This is a genomic window from Octadecabacter ascidiaceicola (genome assembly GCF_900185015.1).
In the GTDB taxonomy this organism is placed as follows: Bacteria; Pseudomonadota; Alphaproteobacteria; order Rhodobacterales; family Rhodobacteraceae; genus Octadecabacter; species Octadecabacter ascidiaceicola.
Map to the genome: position 1 here is coordinate 408,109 of NZ_FXYD01000002.1, position 24,289 is coordinate 432,397.

A 24,289-nucleotide genomic window follows, 5' to 3' on the forward strand; every position below is an offset into this window, starting at 1 on the left:
AGACGCGATGACTATGTCGCATTGACCAAGAAGCTATCGTAGCCGATAGCAAAAAGAGAAAATGCTGCACCTGCACAGTAAGAGGGCGACGCCGATATGACAACAGATGATTCACAAAGCAATGAATCCATCGATCTGGACGCTGCGTTGCCTAAGCTTGAACAGAATATGGAGCGTATCCAAGATCTTACAACGCGCCTAATGGGGGCTGTGGCGAATAAACGCAAAGTTCCGCAAGACCTTCAGGGGCCAGAACCCGATCTTTATGCGCGGGCAGGTGGCGCACTTTTTCAGGAGATGATGCAAAATCCGTCCAAGATTATCGAGCAGCAAGTCGGCTACTGGGGCAAAACGCTGCAGCATTTTGTCGACGCACAGCAAGCCTTGTCGAAAGGACACCTTGAGGCGCCAAAAGACGACACACCAACAGATCGCCGTTTTAAAAACCCCCTCTGGCAGTCGCACCCTTATTTTAACTTTCTCAAACAACAGTACATGTTGAATGCGCAGGCCGTCGATGCGGTGGTCTCCGACATGGAAGGTCTGGATGATGAAGACAAGCGGCGGATGGAATACTTCAGCCAACAGATTGTAGACATGCTGTCTCCGACAAACTTTCTGGCGACCAACCCCGACGCATTGACCAAAGCCGTTGAAACTGAGGGCGACAGTCTGGTGCGCGGTCTCGAAAACATGATCGCTGATCTAGAAGCCAACGATGGTGAGCTTATCGTATCATTGGCGGACAAGGACGCGTTTACGGTCGGCGAGAACCTTGCCATGACGACAGGCGAGGTTGTTTTCCGCAACCATATGTTCGAACTGATCCAATACGCGCCAACGACTGAGAAGGTCCATGAAACGCCGTTGGTCATTTTCCCGCCTTGGATCAACAAGTTCTATATTCTCGATCTGAACGAGAAGAATTCACTGATTAAATGGGCGGTGGATCAAGGCTTCACTGTCTTTGTCGTGTCTTGGGTCAATCCTGACGAGACTTACCGTGATGTCGGCATGGCGGATTACGTCGAGGACGGATATCTCACCGCATTTGAAACTGCCCGTGAGATCTGTGGTGTAAAGAAAGTGAATGCTGTCGGGTATTGCATTGCTGGCACAACGTTGTCGCTTTCGCTGACTGTTTTGAAAGCGCGCGGCCTTGATTACGTGAACTCTGCCACGCTGTTTACGACCCTCACCGATTTCTCTGATCGCGGGGAAGTCGGCGTGTTCCTGAACGACGATTTTGTAGATGGCATCGAATCTGAGGTTCTGGGCGCTGGATTCCTCGACAGTTTCTACATGAGCCGGACGTTCAGCTATCTGCGCGCAAACGACCTTATCTACCAGCCAGCCATCCGCAGCTATATGTTAGGGGAATCCCCGCCAGCGTTTGATTTATTGTATTGGAATGGCGACGGCACGAACCTTCCTGGGAAAATGTCGATCGAATACCTGCGTGGACTTTGTCAGGACGATACATTCGCAACGACGGGCTTTGAGGTCGCAGGCGTTACAGCAAAGTTGAGCGATGTTGAGGTTCCAATTTGTGCGATTGCCTGTGAAAGCGACCACATTGCTGCTTGGAAGTCATCTTTCCGCGGCGTGCAAAAGATGGGGTCTAAGGACAAGACGTTCATTCTATCCGGATCGGGCCACATCGCGGGCATCGTGAATCCACCTGCCAAGAAGAAATACGGTCACTGGACCAATACCGACCTCAGTCTTGGTCCAGAAGACTGGCAAGAGGGGGCGAAGGCCCATGAAGGATCTTGGTGGCCGATGTGGGGCAACTGGTTGACGAAGAAATCTGGCAAAAAGGTCGATGCAAGAACGCCCGGGACAGCGACTCACCCTGCAATTGCACCAGCCCCTGGAACTTACGTTTTAGGCGAATGAACTGTTTGGATGGTGCGCAACGCCATCCATTTCCAGCCTTTAAACACTGGCGTTAATGGTTTTTAGCAACAAATTCAAATACTTGAATTCCGTCCAAGTTTTATATGCTGCACTGCAGAAAATACTTGAAATGCTGCACTGCAGCACGTAGATTGTTTGCAGACGCAGAAACGCCGGAATAGTCCGGCAAACATTTAAGGAGCACCGACATGGCTGCTAAGACACCTGACTTCACCGCCGTTCTCAAAGACATGATGGGCGCATTCCCGGTAGACACAAAAGCAATGGACGACGCGATCAAAACGCAATCTTCCTTGAACGAAAAGCTTTCCGCTGTTTCCATCTCCGCAGCACAGGCTTCCACTGACCTGTCCGCTAAGTGGGCACAGGACACACTTGCTAAGGTAACAGAACTGTCCAAAGCAAAGGCAGAGCCTGCTGACTACGCAACTTCCGTAACTGACTTCGCATCTGCTTCTGCTGAAGCTGCTGCTGAGCACATGGCGGCTTTCGCTGAAATCGCGAAAAAAGTTCAGACAGAAACTCTGGAACTGATGATGGCTGCTGGCAAAGACGTGTCCGAAGACATGACTGCCGCTGCCAAAAAGGCGACTGCAGACGTAACTGCTGCAGCTAAGAAAGTCGCGACTGCAAAGTAAGCGATGTTAGATAGATAGGCGCTTCCTCCTCCCTGAGCGCCAACGTCTTTCTGGGGCGTGCTGTTCTCTCCCGACAGCACGCCCTTTTCTTTTGCTGACATGCAGCATAGGCTTCTTCTGCACTGCAACATTTCTGGGAGGAAATCCGTTGGCCATCAAATCACAACCGTTGCTGATCAAGCGGTACGCAAGCCGTCGTTTGTACAACACCGAGACCAGCGATTACGTCACGCTTGAAGATATCGCAGCATTTATTCGCGATGGGCGCGAAGTGCAGATCGTAGACCTGAAATCTGGTGACGATCTTACCCGCCAATACTTGCTGCAAATCATCGCGGAACACGAAAGTCGCGGCGAGAGCGTGCTTCCGGTTGATGTTTTGACGGACTTGGTGCGGTCCTACACCAGCCAGTCGATGTCCGTGGTCCCACAATTCCTAGCGCAATCGTTTGATATGCTGCGCGATGGGCAAACCAAGATCATGGAAAACATCGGATCAACCAACCCGCTCGCCTCGATGCCTGGGTTTGAAGCCATGCAGGCACAGCAACAGGCATTTATGAAGGCAATGACAGGGGGCATGATGCCATCAGCACCCAAGTCTGCAGAGCCTGAAACGTCGGATGAAGGCCTTGATGACATCAAGGCGGAACTGGCAGCGCTGCAAGAAAAGCTGTCTAAGCTCGGGAAATAAGCCTTCGACTACGCGGCTGACTGGCTCGCGACGCTTTGTGCGGCGCCCAGAATGATATCCGCGATTACGTCGCATTCTTCGACCGTTAGGCGCGCGGGAAGACGTACATCGCACGCGCGCATCAACATCGTGCGTGTGGTCGGCAATTCGGGCGTGTCGCCCAAGAACTGCCAGTTCCAAAACGCGCGGGCGTTATCGACGGATTTTCCGAAGATCTGTACCTTCATCCCACGTTCCGCCGTAAGTTTTGCGAATGCATCAACCTGTTCGTCGTTCATGTCGACAAGGTTAAACTGGATGGAATCTGGCGCACGTTTTTCTGCGGACAGGGGTGCTGGCACATCGAGGTTTGGCGAGGTGTTCAGTCGCGCGGCAACGTGATCATGGTTGCGCAATCCGTCACGCACACGGCGTGCCAGTTCTGGCAACTGCGGGCGGATGATAGCAGCAGACAGGTTTGACAAGCGCAGGTTATAAAGCGGCAACAGGTTCTGCCAACGCTCCATCGCTTCTGTCGGGATCGCGTGTTTCGTCCACATATGTTCGTAAGCGCCTGACATAATGATCGCACGCGCAACGAGGTCGGCGTCATCGGTAATCAGAATGCCACCTTCACCGGCGTTAATCATCTTGTAGCTTTGGAAGCTGAAACAGCCGATTTTGCCGATGGTCCCGATCTTGCGACCGTTCCATGTTGTACCAAGGCTATGGGCCGCGTCTTCAACAACAGGAATGCCCGCCGCGTCACACAGAGCCATGATCGCATCCATATCTGATGTGTGACCGCGCATATGCGAAATCAGCACGGCGTCGGCATCTGGCAGCTTGGCGGCAAAGTCATCCATATTGATGCGGTAGTTGTCGTTGCATTCGACCAAAACAGGAATGCACTCGGCGTGAACAACAGCGGATGGCACGGCGGCAAATGTGAATGCGGGGATCAGAACACGCGCTTCACGTGGCAAGTCCAACGCTTTGAGGGACAAGAACAAAGCCGCTGAACAACTGGACACCGCAAGGGCGAACTTGGTTCCCATCATCTCAGCGAACTCTTGCTCGAGCAGCGACACCGGAGCGTTTTCAGGGGCTGTATAGCGGAACAGATCCGCACTTGAGAGCAGCTGAGTGACCGCTTCGAGGGCGGCCTCAGGAATGGGTTCCGCGTTGTAAACGTTAGGAATTTTAGTCATTGTCCGCTCTTTCGCCTGTTATTTTTATTGCTTAATAGCAGACGAATTGTGACAGTGGAATGACTTAGATCAATTCCTATTGTCGCACTAAAACCCTAGGCGATCACGCATTGAATACCATGTCATTGCCGCCATCAGCAGGGGCGCGCGTAACATTGTACCACCAGGAAAACGTGGGGTTGGAAGGCTGGCGAAAACGTCGAACCGTTCTGCTTGCCCCCGCACCGCTTCGGCCATGAGCTTACCTGCAAAGCCGGAATGAACCACACCGTGGCCGGAGTAGCCGCCAGCGCTCAGGATATTGGGGGAAGCGCGTAGCAGTGCGGGCAGGCGGGTCGGTGTAATTCCTAACGTGCCACCCCAGGTGTAATCAATCTTCACGCCCTTAAGCTGCGGGAACATGTTTTCCATGCGCTTGCGCAAGGCGGGTTCGATGTTTTGTGGGAACCCTGTGGTGTAGTTTTCGCGCCCGCCAAACAGCAGGCGGTTGTCCTCAGACAGGCGGAAATAGTTCACGACGAATTTGCTGTCGGCGACGGCGATGTCTTGGGTCAGGATATCTTTCGCGCGCTCTCCCAAAGGCTCAGTCGCGGCGATGAAAGAGTTGAGCGGCATCGTTCCCGCGGTGACCTTTTTGTTGATGTTGGGTAGGTATCCGTTGCCAGCAAGCAGTACGAACGGGGCTGTGACGCGGCCCTGTCCGGTGGCAACAACGGCAGGATCGCCTTCTACAATGTCATGCACCTCAGAGCGTTCAAAGATGCGTGCCCCTGCGCGTTCGGCTGCCTTGGCAAGGCCAAGTGCGTAGCGCAACGGGTGGATGTGGCCCGCGCCACGGTCAATCAGCCCACCTTGATAATTTGGTGACTTTACAATGTCTTGAAATGCTTCACGGGTTAGGCCTTCGACGTCTTTGTAACCGTAAGTCCGGCGCAGGAACTCGGCCTCGTCGCGTAGCTCACGCGCTTCGACGGCGTTATATGCGCCATGCGCCACGCCTGGGCGAAACCGTGCTTCGGGTGCGTGCTTTTCAATGCGCGACTTTAGAAGCTCTTTTGCTTCCTCCGTCATATCCCAGAGAGCTTTGGCCGGTCCTTTGCCCAGTTTAGCAGCGATCCAACGTTGGTCTTGGTTGAACCCTGATCCGGCTTGCCCGCCGTTGCGCCCCGATGCACCCCAGCCTGCACGGTGGGCATCCAGCACAACAACATCCATCCCGGCCTCAGCCAGTTCAAGCGCAGCCATAAGCCCTGTGAAACCCGCGCCGACAATGCAGACATCCGCTTTGATCTGGCCGTGCAGCGGCGCGCGTTCGGCTGGGATGTCGGCGGTTGCGGCGTACCAGCTATTGGGGAACGTGGCAGGGCGGTCGTTGCGATAAAGGGCGTTTGTCATAACGGGTTATGGGGCCTCGCGTAGATCATAGTAGCTCAGGTCGTAGACCTCGTTGCGCCATGTGATGGCGCGGGCTTGAGTCACAAAAGTTCCGTCGACCTTAAGGAAATAGCAATCCACGCAGGTGGTTTGCAGGCGGGCCGTTACAAATTCTGCAAACGGCGCGTCGAGGTCGAAGCTGCGCGTCGTCGCTGCCGTGATCTGGTCGAGGGTGGCCTCAGTCAAGGCGGCAGTGCCGTTGATCTGCGCCTGAACTCCGAAATATTGCGCATCGGGGAAAGGGATCGGCGCGCCGCCTGCTGTTACGGGCTGATTGTTGTCCTTGTCTGCAAGAACGGCGTGGCCAAGATCTGTGATCGTGATATTTTCGACTTCCGCCCCATCGGGTAACAGCGGGTCGATGGCAGCGCGAAGCAGCGCTTCGTGTGTGGCCGCGTCGAACGCTGTGACGGTCGGGTGAACGACCGTCGGCAACGCGAGCTTAAGGTTGGGAACACGTCGTTCCGCCGGAAAATCAGACTGCGGACGTTGGTCCAGAAGCATGAAATCGGGCGACTCGGACACGGCGTGGATGGTTTCCAGATAGGTAGCGTGGTCATCGAATTGATCGTTGATCACTTGATAGGGGGTCGCGTGGTCGGTCAGTCCGGCATGGTTGATGTCAGGGTTTTGGGCGCGACGTCCGCAGGCGGTGTTGACGCAGGTAACAGCGGCAATCAAGCTGTCGCGGCGATAGATTTGCACAATCGTTTCGTCGGGCGGCGCGCCCATCATATCCATCACAAAACTGTCTACCGCTTCTCCACCCGTGGCGGACGTGTTCACATAGGCCTCGGTGCGGGCGGCTTTCAGGGGGTCCTGATCGCGGATCACCAGCGTGCTACCCTCTGGTCCAGCCCCGAAATACAACACGGTGATTTCGCCCTGATCAAAGTCGATTTCGCGCAGGTAGTATAGGCGCTCAACCACGGGGGGGGCGGGCGGCGTGGGCGCGGTCTGTGTCGCTTCTTCGGCGGGGGACGCGGGAAAGGTCGTGATTTGGGGAACGTCTGCTTGGTTGCCACGCACCAGATGAAACGCACCAAAGGCGATCAGCCCACCCAAAAGGGTGACAAGAATAAACGCCAGCCGGATCATACGTTTAGCAGGAGGTGTTCACGCTCCCATGGGCTGATGACATGCAGGAATTCTTCGTATTCCGCACGTTTCACGATGGAATAGACGCGGGCGAAATCAGGGCCGAGAACCTCGTGCATTTCGGTGTTGGCGTCAAACAGGTCAAGCGCGGCATAGAGCCCCTGGGGCAGTTCTCCATCCCCTTCATAGGCATCGCCCTGAAAACGTTTGTCTGGGCGGATCTCGTTTTTCATACCTAGATAGCCACAGGCCAGCGACGCCGCGATACACAGGTAGGGGTTACAATCCATCCCAGCGAGACGGTTTTCAACGCGCCGTGCTTCGGGGGAGGACAGCGGCACGCGCAGGCCGGTCGTGCGGTTGTCGCGCGCCCATTCAAGGTTGATCGGCGCGGCGTGATCTTTGACGTATCGCCGGTAGCTGTTCACATAAGGCGCCATCACAGCGATCACGCTTGGCAGGTATTCCTGCAAGCCACCAATGAAGTGGAAAAACGCATCTGTTTCGCCACCTTGCGGGCCGGTGAAGATGTTGTTTCCATCCTTATCAAGGATCGAATGGTGAACATGCATGGCACTGCCTGGCTCGCCCTCAATCGGCTTAGCCATGAAGGTCGCGTAGCAATCGTGCTTTAACGCGGCTTCTTTCAGCAGACGTTTAAAAAAGAACACCTGATCGGCCAGTTCAACCGGGTCACCGTGGTTGAGGTTGATTTCTAACTGACCTGCGCCGCCTTCTTGAGTGATGCCGTCGATCTCAAACCCTTGGATTTCGGCGAATTCATAGATGTCGTCGATCACGGGGCCGTAGTCGTCCACGGCCGTCATGGAATAGGCTTGGCGGGCGGCAGCTGGGCGGCCAGATCGCCCGATCATTGGTTCAATCGGTTTGGTCGGGTCCGTGTTGCGCGCCACGAGGAAGAATTCCATTTCCGGCGCGACAACAGGCGTCCAACCTTCCTTTTCATAAAGCGCGACAACACGTTTAAGCACGTTGCGCGGGCTGAACTGGATCGGCTCGCCCTTTGTGTCAAAGGCGTCATGGATGACTTGCAGTGTGCCGTCAGCGGCCCATGGTGCGGCAGTAGTCGTGGAGTAGTCAGGCTTTAAAACCATGTCGGGTTCAGTGAACCCTGCGTCTCCCGCCGCTTCACCCCATCCACCCGTAAGTGTTTGAAAGAAAATAGATTCCGGCAGGTGGAACTGCGAAAGTTTTTCCCATTTGGCGGCAGGAACTGCCTTGCCACGTGCGATGCCAGGCAAATCGGAGATCATGCACTCGACCTCATCCAGACGGTTCGCGTCGAGGTAGTCGCGCGCGGCTTGTGGGATTTTGTCAGACCAACTCATGCGGCGACTCCTTTGAAGAAGGCGCTGATCTGCGCGGCAAGGCGGTCGTTGTTCACGTCACCTTCAAGGTCTGCACGTGCTGCGCCGATCAGGTCAGCCGGAACAGCACCGCCACGTGTGCGGATCAGCCCATCGATAAACTCAGCTTCAAATTCCGGATGGGCCTGAACCGTGAAGGCGCGTTTGCCATACACCAGCGCTGCGTTTTCGCAAAAGTCATTGCAGGCAATCGGGGTGGCGTCGGCGGGGCGTTGCACGACTTGGTCTTGATGCCACGCGTTGAGTGATATGGTTTCGCCATTCCAATCATATGTCTGGCGACCAACAGCCCAACCGTCTTTGAATTTTTCGACTTTACCGCCGAGGGCTTGCGCGATGATCTGGTGGCCAAAGCAGACGCCAACCAGCGGAACCTCTTTCGCGTAGATATCACGGATCAGGGCTTCGAGCGGCGCAATCCACGGATGGTCTTCGTAAGCGCCATGTTTGGACCCGGTGATCAGCCAGCCTTCGCATCGATCCGGCGTATCCGGAAACACGCCGTCCACGACGTTGAATGTTTCGAATGTGAAGCCTTGGTTCGCCAAAAGTTGTTCGAACAGGTTGGAATAGTCGCCCATCACGGGCCGCAGCTCATCCGGAGAATGGCCAGTCTGCAAAATGCCGATTTTCATGAAACACCAGTGATTGATTTGCGGTTAGGCTAATCTGCCTTAAGCCATCGCACAAGCCGGACAATTTATCAGACTGTATCTAAGTAAAGGTTGATCCGTTCTTCGGGGCTAAGGTCCGCAAAGGCCTGCAATTCTTGACGTTTTGTCGCGACAAGGTTGCGGATCAGCTCTGTCGGGAAAATACGTTTGATCCGCTCATCCGTTTCAAAGCTGTTGATCGCTTCGTCCCAACTGCCCGGCAATTGCGGTAGGCCCTGATCATAGGCGTTGCCTGTGATTGGTGGCGGGGGCATTTCGCCGTCCTCGATCCCTGTCAAAGCGGCGCCAAGAACAGCTGCAAGCATGAGGTACGGGTTCACATCCCCCCCCGCAACGCGGTGTTCAATACGGCGGGCTTTGTGGCTACCACCGGGCACGCGGATCGCAGCGGTGCGGTTTTCATAGGCCCAGCAGATGGACGTAGGCGCATGGGCATTCGGAACCAAACGATCATAAGAATTACCGTGAGGTGCGAGGATCAATGCGCTTGCACTGAGGCCGTTCATGCAGCCGGCAATAGCATGATGCAGCACATCCGTGCCTTCATTCCCGCCGTTGTCAAAGATGTTGTTGCCGTCCGCATCCAGCACAGAGAAATGCACGTGCATGCCATTGCCGGAATACTCGGGGTAAGGTTTCGCCATAAAGCTGGCCGCGAACCCATGCTTGCGGGCCATGCCGCGCACCAGCAGTTTAAACAACCATGTGTCGTCGGCGGCTTTCATTGCATTGCTGTGGCTAAGGTTGATCTCAAATTGGCCGAGGCCTGCTTCTGATATTGCGGTTTCGGCGGGGATATCCATCGCCTCGGCGCCGTCATAAAGTGCTGAAAAGAAGTTGTCGAAACCGTCCAGCGCACGCAGCGAAAGAATTTCTGCACCGGGGCGGCGCTTGCCGGACCGTTCAGACGGAACAACCTGCAAATCTTTGCCGCTGTCGTCTACTACGTAGAATTCCAGTTCCGTACCGCAAATAGGCGTTAGCCCTCGGTCGGCATAGCGTTTCAAAACGGCGGCGAGGGCATGGCGTGGATCGCCGTCAAAAGGGGTGCCATCTTCGCGGTGCATCCACATCGGTAGAAACGCGGATGGGCTTTCTAGCCAGGGCATCGGCATGAACCCACGTTCAGTTGGTAAGGCGACGCCGTCTGGATCACCTGCTTCGAACACAAGCGGTGAATTTTCGATGTCTTCGCCCCAAATATCGAGGTTAAGAACCGAAAGCGGAAAGCGTGAGCCATCGTCTTCGATTTTCTGCGCGAATTTGGTTGGTATACGTTTGCCACGGGCCACACCGTTGAGATCTGAAGCCGCGACGCGGATCGACTTGATATCAGGGTTTTCATGGAGCCATGTCATAACGGATCACCGAATAATTTGAGGACGGAAACGGAATTTAGGTTTGGCGTCTTGCGGTAGGTGGCTGTTCAGTCGTGTGCCGATCTTTCCCATGATCCCGATGATGACCAAAGTAAGCAGGATGAAATAGAAGGCCAAAATGGGGTAGGGAATAAAGGGGTTAAACGTTTTGTCCGCAAAAAAGGCGGCGTAATAGAGCGCGTCCCCTTTTTGGCCCCAAACTGGGAAACCACTGAAAAAGACTAACGTTGTTGAGTGGAACAGGAAGATCGCTTCGTTGGTGTAGGCAGGCCACGCAAGGCGCAACATTGTTGGCCAGATCACGCGACGAAAACGTGGCCAGCCGGACAGCCCGTAGGCGTCGGCCGCTTCGGAGTCGCCCTTGGGGATGGACTGCAATGCGCCGTAAAAAATCTCACCTGTGTAGGCGGACGTATTGAGGAACAACACGATCAACGCCCCAAGCCACGCTGAGGTGAACGCATCAAAGAAGGCGAACTGGCTTTTGAGCGAAAGGAAGAAAAAATACGCAAAGAAGAACTGAATAAACAGCGGCGAGCCACGGAACACGAAGATAAACCATTCAGAGGCTTTGCGGATTACAATGTTTTGCGATGCCTTACCCACGGCCACGGCAGTTGCCAGAAAGAAGCCGGACAAAAGCGCGAGAAGGCCGAAATAGATGTTCCAGATCATACCGGAACCAATCAGCGTGAATTGCTGGCACAGCGTGAAGTCAGAGCGCGGTAACAGACGTTCCCCAACGCCGACAGAACGCAGGGCATAGTCCGAGATGGTATTAAGGCATTCTTCCATCAGCAGCCTCGCACCAGAGTTTCTAGGAAACTCTGTTCACAAATTTTCTGGGAAAATTTGGTCATGCGGCGACTTTCCGTTGCGCTTCGCCACCGGCCGTCGCTTGCCCTCGGGTTAAACGGCGCATTATGCGTTCGAGTGCGATTTCTGAAACACGGGTGAAGGCAAGGTAGAACACCAGCAGAGCAAGGAAATACCACATCCGCCAATCGGCGTGGGGGTAGTCGGTAAAACGCGGCGTCTTGGTGGCGCCAAGCTCACGCGCCCAATAAACGATGTCTTCAATGCCAAGCAGGAACAACAAGGGCGTGGCCTTAATCAGCACCATCCACAGATTGCCAAGGCCGGGCAGGGCGTAGACCCACATCTGCGGCACGACGATGCGCCAGAATGTCTGGCGGCGGGTCATGCCATAGGATTCAGCGGTTTCGATCTGCGGTTTTGGCACGGCTTTCATCGCGCCAAACAATACGTTGCCTGCAAAGGCACCGAAGACGATGGCGAAGGTGAACACAGCGATGAAAAAGCCGTAGCGATCATGGGCTTCGGGTGGCGCGTTGTTCAGGGGCATCTTTGCTGTTTGGCACACAATAAAGTCGTTGCCTTGGCGGATCGCGTCTGGCCAATCAGGGCAAAGCGCTTGGTGACGCAGGTATTCGATGCCTTGATCTAGCGCGATGACGAAGAATAGAAAGAATGCGATGTCTGGCACGCCGCGCACAATGGCAATGTAGCCTTTGCCCAGCCAAGACACAGGTGCGATGCGCGAGCGCGCGGCCATTGCGCCTCCCATGCCAAATGTCAGGGCAAGAGGGGCGGTGATCGCCAGCAATGTCAGGACGGTCAGGAATGACCAATAGAACCCCATGTGCTTGCCTGTAGTCAGGTAGCAGGAGAGCCATTTGACGGTCTCTAGGGTGCTGGGGGCTGTGCAAAATTCAAAAATGTTGGTGCCTCGGTCAGGCGAAGGAGATTGAGTATTTAGGAGCCAAAGAAAGCGAAGATGCGCCCCACCAGTAAAGGTAGGGCGCTGTATTGGTTATTCGAAAGTGGAAGCGACTTCCCACTTTGTAATCAGCTCGTTGAGGGAGCCGTCGTCTTTCATGGACTGGATCGCCGCGTTGAATGTGTCACGCAGCTCACCGTCGCTTTCACGGATACCCATGCCAACACCAGCACCCAAGGACACTTCTTGCTCAAGCATGACGAGTTCTTCCTGGCCTTCCAGAGCGGCTGCGAGGAAGGATTTGTCTGCGAAAACAGCGTCAGCTTCACCGCCGCGTACGGCTGCGAGCGTTTCTTCCGGTGTTGCGAATTCCACAAGCGTCCAGCCTTGGTCAGCGATGTAGGCCGCCTGAATTGTACCAGTTTGTGCAGCAACAACGCCGCCCGCTGGGTCAACATCCATGGACAATGCTACGAAAGATGTAGGGTCAGCAGGTGTGTAAGCCATTGTGAAGTCGATCACTTCGTCGCGCTCGTCTGTGATGGACATGCCCGCGATGATTGTGTCGTAGTTGCCGGATACGAGGTTTGGGATAATGCTGTCCCACTCGTTTGTGACCCATTCGCAAGTCAGCTCAGCGCGGGCGCAAAGCTCATCACCGAGCTCGCGCTCAAAGCCGTCAACTTCGCCAGCGTCGTTGATAAAGTTCCAAGGTGCGTAAGCGCCCTCAGTACCCATGCGAACAACGGAATCGTCAGCCATAGCTATGCCAGCTGTAAGCGCGACCGCAGCGGTCGTAAGGATAAGGTTTTTCATCGTGTATCTCCCTGAGATGAAAGAGCGACTCATATTGTTGGTCGCCAAACTGCCGCGCAGGATTGTCCGCGTGGGCGAAAAAGGCAATGGCTTAAGCGGTTTGCGTGACGGAAAGGAACCCTTGCAGGCGTTCTGACTTTGGATTTGTGAACAACTCCTCCGGCGGGCCTTGCTCTTCGATCAGCCCTTGATGCAGGAACACGACATGATCCGAAATGTCGCGGGCCATCCGCATGTCGTGTGTAACGACAAGCATGGTGCGCCCCTCCGTTGCTAGGTCTTTGATAACTTTAACAACTTCCTGCTCGAGTTCAGGGTCGAGCGCCGACGTAGGTTCATCAAACAACAGCGCCTTTGGCTCCATGCAAAGCGCGCGTGCAATCGCAGCACGTTGCTGTTGGCCGCCAGATAGCATTGCCGGATAGACATCGCACTTGTCGCCGATACCAACTTTCTCAAGATACATGCGCCCTGCGGCTTCAACTTCAGCGCGATCCCGCTTGAGAACGGTTACGGGCGCTTCCATCACATTTTGTAGAATCGTCATATGCGACCAAAGGTTGAACTGCTGGAACACCATGCTGAGGTTCGTGCGAATTCGGATCATTTGCGCACGATCCGCGGGGTGTCGGGTACGGCCCTTGCCTTTCCACTTCACGGGTTCACCGCAAAACAACACATCCCCTTGCTGGCTGTCTTCCAACAGGTTGGCGCAGCGCAGCAGTGTGGACTTACCGGACCCAGAAGATCCAATCAGGCTGACAACATGACCCGCAGGTGCGCTGATATCGACGCCTTTCAGAACTTCCAGGTCGCCATAGGCTTTGTGCAGGTTGCGGATTTCGATGACAGGAGCGGTCATGTGGCCTCGTTTAAAGTGATCTGGCCGAGTAGGGCGCAAATCGTGGCTAAATGCAATGTGCGTTTAAGGGGCACTTGGCAACGGTATGTCATAGGCGCGATCTGGTAGCGTGACGATCCCGCGCATGCCGAGCGTTTCGACATGTTCAGCCGGAAGGTCAGCGACCGCTTCGGTTAAGGCAGATTTGATCGGAGCTGGGTTGTTTGCTTTGGCGGTTATGAACGTCATTCCTGGGGACAAGGCTGTACGGCCAACAACGCGCAATCCAACTGCCTTCGGTTCCCACGCCTGAAACATGCGCCATGTCACCGCGTCGATTGCTGCCAAATCCGCGCGACCATCGGCGACGGCGTTAACGCTGTTAATATGGGCCCCAGTGCACAGAGTCGTATGAAACTGCAAACCCTGTTCGGTGATGCGCGCCAACGGCGACCCCCACCCGGAATGGGAAAGCGCGTCATTATACGCAAAACGGCCCAATGCAGCCGGCGCAAGGCCACGCGCGGCATCTTCTTCACGTACAACAAAGACCGAATGGTAATATCCAGCGGGCGTGTCGGCCAAGCCGTAATCTGCACAGGCTATTCTAGTGACGCTGTCATGAAACTCGGCACGGTACGGGAGGTTACATATCTGTCCCATAAGCAAATCGTCACGCCGCCAGCCATCAATATGGTCGGTTTGGCGATCGAGCTTTTCGGGCCCGTACCCCAAGTGATCGCGAACCCGTTCCCATAACGCGTCGTGTGCGGCACGGTTTTCCGGCCGATCATACATTGGCAGACTGGCGAACATCAGCCTTGCGAAACGCGAAGGCGCGCTTGGTGGCTTTCCATGTCGGTAACACCCAGCAAAGGCGCAACCATGCGCAACATCGCGTCTTCATGTTCGTCGCGCACACCATCTGCCAGAACCACGGACCAAAGGGCCTCGATCACGCCAACACGGTCTTCAAACGGAACGGCGTCCTTGATAGCGCGGGTAAAGCGCACGGTGTCCGGTGCCTCGGTTTCAGCCGTTTCACATTGCGCACGTAACACGGCGGCGTCAGTGTTTGACAGATTGTAGCGCTGCATCAAAACAGCATCTATCTGTTCGATTTCTTCGCCGTCATATGCACCGTCTGATCGCGCAAGCCGCACCAGCAACGCGCCTAGGGCGACGCGCGCATCAGCATCCGGAAGGGGGGCGGGGTCGGGCGCTGTCAAGCGCTTGAAAAGATCACCAAACATATCAGAGATATAGGCAGACCGCCCCAAAAGGCCAAGGCCCAATAAACCGGGTTAGTTGCGCAACGCGGCGGCGTCTTCTGGTGACATTCCAAAGGTTTTCGTTGCGATTGCAACGACTTGAGTCTCGGAATCGTGGCGCTGACCATCCGCATCCGCAACCTTCCAAAGCGCACGCACAAGGTTGTTACATTCGCCACTCGTCACATCGCATGAAAGAATATGGGCAAGCTCACTTGTGTCCGGCATCGAGTCTTCCAGCTTTTCACATTCCGCACGCATGCGGGCAGCCTCAATCGCGTTCAACCCGTACAGGTCTGCAAGCAGATGATCGATTTCCTCGATCTCCTGAAACAGATAGGCCCCATCCGCCTTAGCTACACGGACCAATAGCGCCCCAAGTGCGTGACGCGCGTCCGCCGCTGGCATTGCAGTAAATTCAGCCGCAGGTGATCGAAGAAGGGAAAGGACACGTTCAAACATAAGATCACTTTAAGCGTGTTAACGTTTCCTGCAAGTCTCAAAGCGCTGCAAATTGTGCCCCAAGGGTCTTCAACTCTTCGTCCAGCCCCCAAGGGGCATTGAGCACAACTAAACCGGACCCGACCATGCGATGTCCCTCGCGCGCGGGCTTGAAATGTACCTCGTGGTTTAACGCATCAGGCAGCGCACCCATGATGGATGACCGCATCGTGCGATGGCGCGCATCCGTCAGGATCGGATACCAAAGGATCAAAACACCAACGGGCCAGATTTTCGCAATCTTGGTAAAATGGCGCACGATTGCCACGTAGTCGTCCTTAATTTCATAGGACGGATCGATCAGCATGCAGCCGCGCCGTGGGGTCGGCGGGCACATGGAATAGACCAGATCAAACCCGTCAATCGCATGGACATGTGCACCGGGAACCGCATCATACAGCCCTTCAAACTCTTGTGGGTGCAGCTCTGCGATGTGCAAAACATCATCGCCGCGCAGCAAATCCGACGCGATCCAAGGCGAGCCAGGATAGGATGTTTCGCCATTCTCAGCACGACACGCCGCCAAAGTGCGCGCATAAGGGTGATCCGGTTTAAACCACGGCGCCGCCACAGCAATGCCTGCCTCGGCCTCTCCGGTTTTGACCGCCTCATCCGCGCTTAGGTCATACAGCCCACGCCCGCCATGCGTCTCAATATAGCTGATCGGCTTATCCTTGCGGGTCATGTACTCCAAGATCCACGACAAGGCCGCGTGCTTATGAACATCCGCCAAATTGCCTGCGTGATAGAGATGTTGGTACGACAGCATCAAACGCTCCTATCACATTTGCCTTTGTTTCAAAAATATCCCGGGGGGAGTCCGCAGGACCGGGGGGGGGGGGGGGGGGCTGGCCCCCCTTTGGTCGGATTGGCGTAGCCAATTCGAAATCAAACTAGTCGAGACGCCTCAACTGCGGCCCGAACGAAATCCGCAAACAGTGGGTGCGGCGCAAATGGCTTGGACTTCAGCTCTGGGTGGAACTGCACGCCGATGAACCAAGGGTGATCTGTCCATTCCACAATTTCCGGCAACTTCCCGTCCGGTGACATGCCCGAAAAGCGCAACCCTGCGTCTTCCAGTTTCGCACGGTATTTCGTGTCCACCTCATAGCGGTGGCGGTGGCGCTCTTCGATGGCCAAGCTGCCATAGATTTCCGCGACTTTCGAACCAGACGTTAGCGTCGCATCGTAAGACCCAAGGCGCATGGTGCCGCCTTTGTCGTCATCAGATTTGCGCTTTACCTTGGCGTTGCCCTGCACCCATTCTTTCAAATGGTAAACGACCGGCTCAAACCGTTTCTTGCCGGCCTCGTGGTCGAATTCCTCCGACCCTGCCTCAGAAATACCCGCTACATTGCGTGCGGCCTCAATCACCGCCATCTGCATTCCTAAGCAAATCCCGAAATAGGGGATATTATTCTCGCGGGCGTATTGCGCGGCTTTGATCTTGCCCTCAGTGCCGCGTTCGCCAAATCCGCCGGGAACAAGGATCGCGTGGTACCCTTCAAGGTGCGGTGCTGCGTCTTCGGAATCAAACACTTCGGCGTCGACCCAAGACACATTGACCTTCACGCGGTTGGCCATGCCACCATGTGTCAGCGCCTCTTTGAACGACTTATAGGCGTCTTCCAATTGCGTGTATTTCCCGACAATCGCGACATTCACTTCGCCGTCTGTTGTGTGGATGCGGTCATAGACATCGTTCCACACCGACAGATCTGGTTTCGGGGCGGGGGTAATGTTGAACGCATCCAACACCGCTTGGTCGAGGCCCTGTTTGTGATAGGCCAGCGGCGCCTCATAGATGGATTTCAAATCATAGGCCGCGACAACGGAGTCTTTGCGCACGTTACAAAACAGCGCGATCTTCTCGCGTTCCTTTTCGGGGATCGGGTGCTCGGACCGGCAAACCAGAATGTCCGGCGCGATGCCGATGGATTGCAATTCCTTGACCGAGTGCTGTGTTGGCTTTGTCTTCAACTCACCCGAGGCCGCCAAGTATGGCAACAACGTCAGATGCATGAAGATACATTCACCGCGCGGTTTGTCGTGGGAAAACTGGCGGATCGCTTCAAAGAACGGCAGGCCTTCGATGTCGCCAACGGTACCGCCGATCTCGCACAGCATGAAATCGACCTCATCGTCGCCCACATGCAAGAAATCTTTGATCTCGTTTGTGACGTGGGGAACCACCTGAATGGTCTTTCCCAAGTAATCGCCACGGCGTTCTTTTTCCAACACGGTGGAATATACGCGCCCTGAGGACACAGAATCCGTCATTCGTGCGGGCACGCCAGTGAAGCGTTCATAGTGGCCAAGGTCCAGATCGGTTTCCGCGCCATCATCCGTGACAAACACTTCGCCGTGCTCAAACGGGGACATCGTGCCCGGATCAACGTTCAGATACGGATCCAACTTGCGCAAACGAACCGAAAACCCACGGGCCTGTAACAAGGAGCCAAGTGCGGCAGACGCCAAACCTTTGCCAAGCGAGGACACAACCCCACCAGTGATGAATACGTAACGCGCCATGAAGCAGGAAACCCCCGTGAAATAGGTCTAAAATAAGTGGATTACAGCCCAGCAGCAGAACGCCGGAACGCATATATCACGGGATTTAAGTCTATGCGGATTCGGTGCCCTCTGGCAACCGGAGTCTCTCTGCACAGGTCGAATAAACCGCAATATCGAGTAGATAAAGTCGCTTAGCCCGCAATGGGTAGTGGTCTATTCGGTGTCAGGAACCAGTGGCTGATCGCTTGGTGTGTCCGCAGAGGGTGGCAACAGGCTCTCACCGGCATCAGGTGCGGTTTCAGTTGCGTCAACCGCTGGGGCAGTACCATCACCAACCACAGATGCGTCGCTTGCCTGCTGTGCAGACAGCACGGTCAGAGCGATAGAGGTACAAATAAATGCAATCGCCAAGAGCCATGTGAGCTTGCCAAGGGCTGTCGCCGCAGAACGGCTGGACATTGCGCCACCGCCGCTACCGCCACCAATACCAAGACCGCCACCTTCAGAACGCTGCAACAAAACAACGCCAATCAGCGAAAGCGCGAGCAACAAGTGGACGACAAGTACGACATTTTCCATGGATGGACCCTTTGGCGGAAGAACGAGTGGTACTTAGAAGCGAAAAGAGAAGGTCGCAACCCCTCTCAACGAAACTTGCTCGATCTTGGGCGGGGTGAGGTGTGAAAAATCGCGGGCCAACTGTGTCGCGTGATTGATCAGCGCGAGTTTTTAAGCATCATCGTTCCCAAGGGGGCGTATCCTTTAGCCGATCCCGCACCTCTTCTACTTGGGCGCGTGTCCAAGATGAATGATACCGTTTTGTGCCAGCAGGCCGGTTTTTCAATCCAAGGTTTTTCTGCTGGCCTTCAGCACGCGTGGGCCGAATAGGGCGCATTGCAAAGCCACCTCCGCAGGTGGGGCATACGTTTTCTAGAATGTTATCAACACAGCTTGCACAATAGGTGCATTCATAACTACAGATCTGAGCCTCTTGTGAATCTGGTGGTAGATCACAGTCACACCATTCACAGTTTGGTTTCAGTTCAAGCATTGCTTTTCCCTCGTCGTTTCAGTGACGTCTCGCATGTTTACAAGTTTTTAGTCGTCCACATCATCCATGTCTGCTTGACCAGACAGTTTACGACGTACGTGGCTCCAGCTGAGGCCGATGCCCAGCACAAAGGACATCATGAACAGGGCGACCCACGTGTTTGCCGTTGGGTTTTCAAAATTCATCCACCCCAGATCATAGGCAACCCAAACCAAAGCGCCGGTAATCGCGGCGACAAGGAACATGCCAACAAACCCGATGGAGCGCAGCGTTGCGCGCACGTAGATGATGTAGCCCACGATCAACAACAGTCCGCAAAGCACCGCAACGGACAGATTCTCTGCACCAGATGTCTGCACCCAGCGCGCATAGCACCATTGTGTCGGGTTGAATGTGGCCGCCAGAAGCAAAAACGCAAATAGCCAACGCAAAAGAAAACCGTTCATGAAAGACCCTTTAGGTATCGCTTTGGGGCAAGATGGCCGCGCCGATGCGCCCTGTCTAGGGGGCAGTGATCGGGGGTGTGTCAAATGTCCACTTTCGCCCCTTTGCATCATGCCCTATGAGGGGCACGGGTTTTACCTTAGGGGATCAAGAATATGGCGAATGTAGTAGTTGTCGGCGCACAGTGGGGCGATGAAGGCAAAGGCAAAATTGTCGATTGGCTTTCAGAACGCGCCGATGTGATTGCGCGATTCCAAGGGGGGCACAATGCGGGCCACACCTTGGTGATTGATGGCAAAGTCTACAAATTGCACGCGCTGCCCTCTGGTGTTGTGCGCGGTGGCAAGCTTTCGGTTATCGGCAACGGCGTTGTGTTGGATCCGTGGCATCTGATGAAAGAGATCGCCACGATTGAGGCGCAAGGCGTTGAGATCAGCCCCGAAAACCTGATGATCGCGGAAAACACGCCGTTGATCCTGCCAATCCACGGCGAACTTGACCGCGTGCGCGAAGAAGCCGCCAGCAAGGGCACGAAAATTGGCACGACAGGGCGCGGCATTGGGCCAGCCTATGAAGACAAGGTCGGTCGCCGTTCCATCCGCGTGGCCGATTTGGCGGATGCCGCGACACTGGAAGCCCGCGTTGATCGCGCCTTGCAACACCATAACCCGCTGCGCAAGGGTCTTGGTTTTGACGAGATTGACCGCGATGCGTTGATTGCGCAATTGCAAGAAATCGCACCGAAAATTCTGCCTTATGCAGCGCCAGTTTGGAAAGTTCTGGCCGAAAAGCGCAAATCCGGTAAACGGATTTTGTTTGAAGGCGCGCAGGGTGCGTTGCTGGATATCGATTTTGGTACTTATCCATTCGTGACAAGCTCTAACGTGATTGCAGGGCAGGCGGCGACAGGTGTGGGCCTTGGGCCAACGGCGATTGATTACGTTTTGGGCATCGTCAAAGCCTACACAACCCGTGTCGGCGAGGGGCCGTTCCCGACTGAATTGGATGATGCGGACGGGCAACGACTGGGTGAACGCGGCCATGAGTTTGGCACCACGACAGGGCGTAAACGCCGCTGTGGCTGGTTTGACGCGGCCCTGCTTCGCCAGACATGCGCGACATCCGGCATCACTGGCATCTGCCTGACGAAATTGGACGTTCTGGACGGGTTTGAAACACTGAAAATCTGCGTTGGCTATGATCTGGACGGTGAGAGGTTGGACTATCTGCCAACAGCCGCCGATGCGCAGGCCCGTTGCACGCCGATCTATGAAGAGATGGAAGGCTGGAGCGAGTCGACTGAAGGTGCGCGGTCTTGGGCGCAGCTTCCAGCGCAGGCGATCAAATATGTGCGCCGCGTGGAAGAGTTGATCGAATGCCCTGTGGCATTGGTTTCAACCAGCCCCGAGCGTGAAGATACGATCCTCGTCACGGATCCGTTCGCGGACTAAGGGGGCGACATGGCGCTGTCATACAAAGCACGAAAGCGCTGGTCACTGGTGATATTGCTGGTGGGGCTGCCGATCTATGTGGTCGTCGCGGTGAGTGTGATTAATTGGCTTTACCCCAATCCGATGGAATTACCGCCACCTTTGGTGCAAATCGGAATATTCGTCGGGATCGGCTTACTTTGGGCGTTTCCCTTGAAGTTTATCTTCAAAGGGATCGGCCAAGAAGACCCGGACGCCTGAGGTCATCAAACGGAGCCGCCGTGCGGCGTTGTTTTTATTGGCGTATTTGGTGGTGTGAGCCAATCGCGGAGACGTGGTGACTGGTTTTGCGGCCCTGCGGGGCGAGTATTTACGGCCTTATGTAACAAACGCACCAAGCGGGTGTGAACGATGATTAGGACTCCGCAACTCCGCAAGATCATTAGATGTTTGCGGAATGAAATATCTAATGCGCTCACTTTCCGACACTTTCGCTGGTCAGATTCAAATGCTGTTCGTGGTTATCGTGGGCAGCCTGATTGGTCTGATCTACTTGTACTTCGATCTGGGAGCCGGTGACGCCATGGCGGAAATACCCTAGGGGCCTATCGTGAACACACTTGGGCTTAGGGATGCCACGCCGCGCCATTAACGCTTCCACGTGTTCAAGCGCCTCGTCTTGTCGGTACAGTGCAAGCAGCGCGTTGTTGATTGTTTTGTCCTGCCCGGCCGTATGATGATTCACGACGGCTCAGAAATCAGCCAGATTGTTGGTGCGTTTGATACATAAGGCCGAGTATTTAAGAGCCAAAGAAAATGAAAGAAAGAAAAGCGGCGCGAAGGGGGAACCCTCGCACCGCATGGTTTTTGCTTTGTTGTCGGCTTTAGCTCGCGCGGCGTTCCGGGTTAAAGCGGCTGTCGTCTGCAACCTGGAAGCGGCCATTACGTACTTTGGTAAAGCGACCAGCACGCAAGAGGTCTGCAAAGCTGCGCAATCCGTCTTCGCGGTTGAAGTCATCTGTCGCCACCGTGCGCACGCGGCGCAGGATTTGCGGGCGAGAAAACTCATCCGCGCCTTCCACGAAGGAAGTGTATGCGGCTGCTGCTTCGAGCAGGTCCGGAAGCTCGGATGCGCCCATGTTTTCTGCGAACTCAGCGAATGAACCCGCAGATTGCTGTGCTGCTTCGGCATCCGGACGTGTTGCGACGCGGCGTGGTACGACTGGCGTATCGCGCTTTTCGCTTTCCACCATGTCGACGCGCTGGGCTGCCACAAGTTTGAGCGGAGCAGGACGTGGACGTTCGGTGCGGTTACTTGAACGCACGACCGGACGTGGACGAACAACACCACCGCTTTCAGGCGGAACCGCTTGTGACAAGTCTTCACGGAATGCGTTTTCCGCTTCTTGCCCGTCGTCCTGCGTATCACCCATTTGGCGCGCTGCTTCTTTTGCAGCGACGGCTGCCTTGAGTTGCGCGATTGCGTCGCGGCGGCGGCTGCCTTCCGGTTCTTGCATTTGAGCGTCGGATTCAGACATCAAGCGGTCAAGCGCTGCGTCATCCACTTGCGGCTCTTTGGTAAGGAACGCGGACTTCTCGGTTTCCTCTGCAGGCGCTTCATCAGCTTCTACCGAAACTTCGGCTTCTACTTCAGTAACGTCTTCGATTGCAGGTGCTGGTGTGGCCGTTTCATCAGCGTTTACTGCATCAGAAATGGCGTCCAGTGTTTGCGCATCATCGGCGACGGACGCTACTTCTTCAGGTTCCAATACAGCATCTTCTTGAGCGAAGTCAGCTTCGATCGCTGCAAGGTCTTCATCAAGGTCTAGTGTTTCGCTTTCTGAAAGTGCTGCTTGCGCGAAGTCGCTGTCTTCGAGATATTCATCAAGCTCATCGGCTCCATCCAAGAGGCCAAAGTCTGGCCCCGATTTAGATGATGGCATTGCTACCGGCGCATCAATATCGCCGTTTTCGACAGCATCTTCGAAATCCGCGCGTTTCATGCGGATGACACGCGACTGGCTGGTGTCCGCTTCGGCAGTCATTGCATCGTCGCTTTCAGACGGTTGAACATCAGGTTCAGCCGGTTCAACTGCCGCATCGACGGTGTGACGACCCATTACACGAGAAATCATGTCAGAACCGTTGTCGTCAGAGGCGGGTGTCGCGCTTTTGTTTTCTACTTCACCGACGACTTGAGCGTCTTGATCGATTTCAGTTTCGTGAGCGTCGAGTTCTGCGACAAGGTCACCGAATTCGCCGTCTTCCGCCTGAACATCCGCTACGTCTGGCGCGTCACTCTTAGGCAAGAATTGCGCCGTCAGGTCGTCAGTTGCTGCGTTTTCATCGTCATCAGAATTCCTGACAACGGCGCGGATACGCTGAAGCTTTGCAGCGACGCTATCTGCATCCGGATGGGCCGGGATATCAGAATGGGCGGGGGCCGGATCGTTCGTCGCGAGCACAGAAGACGGCGCGTCGCCGCGCGTTTCTTCGACGTCGGATCCGGTCGTCCCCTCCGCTTGCGCTGCCGTCGCAGTGCTTACGGAACTTAGAATTGATAAATCAGATGTGTCGTCCGCTGCGTTGTTAGCATCTGCCTTTGCCTCGGCTTCGGACTTTTCATCTTCTGCCGCTTTTGCTTCAGCTTCGGCCTTCGCTTTTGCTGCGACTTTAGCTTCAACTTTCGCGTCTTCCTCTGCCTTAGCAGCGGCTTCGGCTTCACGCTTTGCTTTGCGTGCGGCCTTGCGGCGCGCTTTGCGTTCGGCTTTGGCGGCTTTGCGTTCCGCTTCGACCTTGGCACGCGAATCTTTGTCGTGCTCAGGTTCGGCAGTGGCTTCATCTGCGTCGCTTGGCGCGTCTGACTGGTCTGTCAGGGCCGCAGCGCGCAGCACAATGCCGCTGTCATCCATGCTGGCGTCAACGCGGCGCGAAATTTCACGCTCGGCGATCTTTGCTAGCATTTCTGCATCTGGGGTCGGGGGTTCTGCCCCGAAGTACCGATCATCAGAGGCCAAACCGCGGAAATACTCCGCAATTGCCTTCATCGTGTTGAAGGAATCGTCGAAACCTTCAAGTGTGCACGAAAAAGTGCCGTAAGAGACGGTAAGAATTTTACTCGTTCCAACCATTATTTGCTCGCTTTCTTCCCAACCAGTGACAGTCTGTTTACCATCAATTGGTTCGCAATCCGGAACAGAACCGCGTTAAAGTGGGTATTATTTCGTGACCGTTTTAAGGCATGTTTCCAAAACTGGGGTTAATC

At 55.2% G+C, this 24,289-nt stretch carries 25 protein-coding genes; 6 read left to right on the forward strand and 19 right to left on the reverse strand.

The genetic code is table 11. The annotated features are described in order from the left end of the window. Positions 1-96: 96 nt before the first annotated feature. The 3 genes from phaC (at position 97) to phaR (ending at position 3,252) form a co-directional block, all read left to right on the forward strand. Positions 97-1,899, forward strand: coding sequence for a class I poly(R)-hydroxyalkanoic acid synthase (gene phaC / locus OCA8868_RS07475; protein ID WP_093995930.1), 1,803 nt, complete (start codon positions 97-99; stop codon positions 1,897-1,899). A 209-nt stretch (positions 1,900-2,108) separates the two neighbouring features. After that, positions 2,109-2,558: a phasin family protein gene (locus tag OCA8868_RS07480; protein ID WP_093995931.1), complete on the forward strand. Its 450-nt coding sequence runs from the start codon at positions 2,109-2,111 to the stop codon at positions 2,556-2,558. 148 nt (positions 2,559-2,706) lie between these two features. After that, on the forward strand, positions 2,707-3,252 hold the full coding sequence (gene phaR / locus OCA8868_RS07485; protein WP_093995932.1) for a polyhydroxyalkanoate synthesis repressor PhaR: 546 nt from the start codon (positions 2,707-2,709) through the stop codon (positions 3,250-3,252). An 8-nt stretch (positions 3,253-3,260) separates the two neighbouring features. Here the strand turns inward: phaR and OCA8868_RS07490 are convergent, their stop codons facing one another. The 18 genes from OCA8868_RS07490 to OCA8868_RS07575 all read right to left on the reverse strand — a co-directional run bounded on the left by OCA8868_RS07490 (position 3,261) and on the right by OCA8868_RS07575 (position 19,596). Next, positions 3,261-4,442: a DegT/DnrJ/EryC1/StrS family aminotransferase gene (locus tag OCA8868_RS07490; protein WP_093995933.1), complete on the reverse strand. Its 1,182-nt coding sequence runs from the start codon at positions 4,440-4,442 to the stop codon at positions 3,261-3,263. 87 nt (positions 4,443-4,529) lie between these two features. Then, positions 4,530-5,837: an NAD(P)/FAD-dependent oxidoreductase gene (locus OCA8868_RS07495; protein ID WP_093995934.1), complete on the reverse strand. Its 1,308-nt coding sequence runs from the start codon at positions 5,835-5,837 to the stop codon at positions 4,530-4,532. Positions 5,838-5,843: 6 nt separating this feature from the next. Then, positions 5,844-6,974 carry a hypothetical protein gene (locus tag OCA8868_RS07500; protein ID WP_093995935.1) on the reverse strand — a complete coding sequence of 377 codons (1,131 nt, stop codon included), beginning with the start codon at positions 6,972-6,974 and terminating at the stop codon, positions 5,844-5,846. Further along, positions 6,971-8,323 carry a glutamine synthetase family protein gene (locus OCA8868_RS07505; RefSeq protein ID WP_093995936.1) on the reverse strand — a complete coding sequence of 451 codons (1,353 nt, stop codon included), beginning with the start codon at positions 8,321-8,323 and terminating at the stop codon, positions 6,971-6,973. Before OCA8868_RS07505 ends, OCA8868_RS07500 begins: the two co-directional genes overlap by 4 nt. Next, on the reverse strand, positions 8,320-8,997 hold the full coding sequence (locus OCA8868_RS07510) for a type 1 glutamine amidotransferase (protein WP_093995937.1): 678 nt from the start codon (positions 8,995-8,997) through the stop codon (positions 8,320-8,322). Before OCA8868_RS07510 ends, OCA8868_RS07505 begins: the two co-directional genes overlap by 4 nt. Before the next feature lie 68 nt (positions 8,998-9,065). Next, positions 9,066-10,394 carry a glutamine synthetase family protein gene (locus OCA8868_RS07515; protein WP_093995938.1) on the reverse strand — a complete coding sequence of 443 codons (1,329 nt, stop codon included), beginning with the start codon at positions 10,392-10,394 and terminating at the stop codon, positions 9,066-9,068. A gap of 6 nt (positions 10,395-10,400) precedes the next feature. Next, on the reverse strand, positions 10,401-11,210 hold the full coding sequence (locus OCA8868_RS07520) for an ABC transporter permease (RefSeq protein ID WP_093995939.1): 810 nt from the start codon (positions 11,208-11,210) through the stop codon (positions 10,401-10,403). Between the two features lie 61 nt (positions 11,211-11,271). Then, a complete protein-coding gene (locus tag OCA8868_RS07525; RefSeq protein WP_093995940.1) occupies positions 11,272-12,156 on the reverse strand; it encodes an ABC transporter permease in 885 nt (294 codons plus the stop codon). Between the two features lie 93 nt (positions 12,157-12,249). Further along, complete coding sequence (locus tag OCA8868_RS07530; protein ID WP_093995941.1) at positions 12,250-12,972, reverse strand: transporter substrate-binding domain-containing protein; 723 nt, start codon at positions 12,970-12,972, stop codon at positions 12,250-12,252. A 91-nt stretch (positions 12,973-13,063) separates the two neighbouring features. After that, complete coding sequence (locus OCA8868_RS07535) at positions 13,064-13,834, reverse strand: ABC transporter ATP-binding protein (RefSeq protein WP_093995942.1); 771 nt, start codon at positions 13,832-13,834, stop codon at positions 13,064-13,066. Between the two features lie 63 nt (positions 13,835-13,897). Next, on the reverse strand, positions 13,898-14,629 hold the full coding sequence (locus tag OCA8868_RS07540; protein ID WP_093995943.1) for a phosphate/phosphite/phosphonate ABC transporter substrate-binding protein: 732 nt from the start codon (positions 14,627-14,629) through the stop codon (positions 13,898-13,900). Then, complete coding sequence (locus tag OCA8868_RS07545) at positions 14,629-15,066, reverse strand: tellurite resistance TerB family protein (RefSeq protein ID WP_093996199.1); 438 nt, start codon at positions 15,064-15,066, stop codon at positions 14,629-14,631. The genes OCA8868_RS07540 and OCA8868_RS07545 overlap by 1 nt, the downstream gene beginning before the upstream one ends. Positions 15,067-15,117: 51 nt before the next feature. Continuing rightward, complete coding sequence (locus OCA8868_RS07550; RefSeq protein WP_093995944.1) at positions 15,118-15,546, reverse strand: tellurite resistance TerB family protein; 429 nt, start codon at positions 15,544-15,546, stop codon at positions 15,118-15,120. Between the two features lie 37 nt (positions 15,547-15,583). After that, positions 15,584-16,354, reverse strand: a complete 771-nt coding sequence (rlmJ, locus tag OCA8868_RS07555) for a 23S rRNA (adenine(2030)-N(6))-methyltransferase RlmJ (RefSeq protein WP_093995945.1) — start codon at positions 16,352-16,354, stop codon at positions 15,584-15,586. A 119-nt stretch (positions 16,355-16,473) separates the two neighbouring features. After that, positions 16,474-18,117, reverse strand: coding sequence for a CTP synthase (gene pyrG / locus OCA8868_RS07560; RefSeq protein ID WP_093995946.1), 1,644 nt, complete (start codon positions 18,115-18,117; stop codon positions 16,474-16,476). Between the two features lie 195 nt (positions 18,118-18,312). Then, on the reverse strand, positions 18,313-18,678 hold the full coding sequence (gene secG / locus OCA8868_RS07565; RefSeq protein ID WP_093995947.1) for a preprotein translocase subunit SecG: 366 nt from the start codon (positions 18,676-18,678) through the stop codon (positions 18,313-18,315). Positions 18,679-18,835: 157 nt separating this feature from the next. Further along, complete coding sequence (locus tag OCA8868_RS07570; protein WP_093995948.1) at positions 18,836-19,150, reverse strand: DUF1272 domain-containing protein; 315 nt, start codon at positions 19,148-19,150, stop codon at positions 18,836-18,838. A gap of 47 nt (positions 19,151-19,197) precedes the next feature. Next, positions 19,198-19,596 (reverse strand): DUF6524 family protein, encoded by a 399-nt coding sequence (locus OCA8868_RS07575; RefSeq protein WP_093995949.1) that lies wholly within the window; start codon positions 19,594-19,596, stop codon positions 19,198-19,200. 153 nt (positions 19,597-19,749) lie between these two features. Between OCA8868_RS07575 and OCA8868_RS07580 the strand changes: the two genes are divergently transcribed. The 3 genes from OCA8868_RS07580 (at position 19,750) to OCA8868_RS16890 (ending at position 21,625) form a co-directional block, all read left to right on the forward strand. Further along, on the forward strand, positions 19,750-21,045 hold the full coding sequence (locus OCA8868_RS07580; protein WP_093995950.1) for an adenylosuccinate synthase: 1,296 nt from the start codon (positions 19,750-19,752) through the stop codon (positions 21,043-21,045). A 9-nt stretch (positions 21,046-21,054) separates the two neighbouring features. Continuing rightward, the gene (locus OCA8868_RS07585) at positions 21,055-21,285 is read left to right on the forward strand and encodes a DUF2842 domain-containing protein (RefSeq protein ID WP_093995951.1); all 231 of its coding nucleotides are present in this window, start codon (positions 21,055-21,057) and stop codon (positions 21,283-21,285) included. A gap of 208 nt (positions 21,286-21,493) precedes the next feature. Next, a complete protein-coding gene (locus OCA8868_RS16890) occupies positions 21,494-21,625 on the forward strand; it encodes a hypothetical protein (protein WP_281253601.1) in 132 nt (43 codons plus the stop codon). A gap of 283 nt (positions 21,626-21,908) precedes the next feature. Here OCA8868_RS16890 and OCA8868_RS07590 read toward each other — a convergent pair whose 3' ends face one another. Then, entirely contained in the window at positions 21,909-24,155 is a 2,247-nt protein-coding gene (locus OCA8868_RS07590) for a hypothetical protein (RefSeq protein ID WP_093995952.1), read from the reverse strand. Between the last annotated feature and the right edge of the window lie 134 nt (positions 24,156-24,289).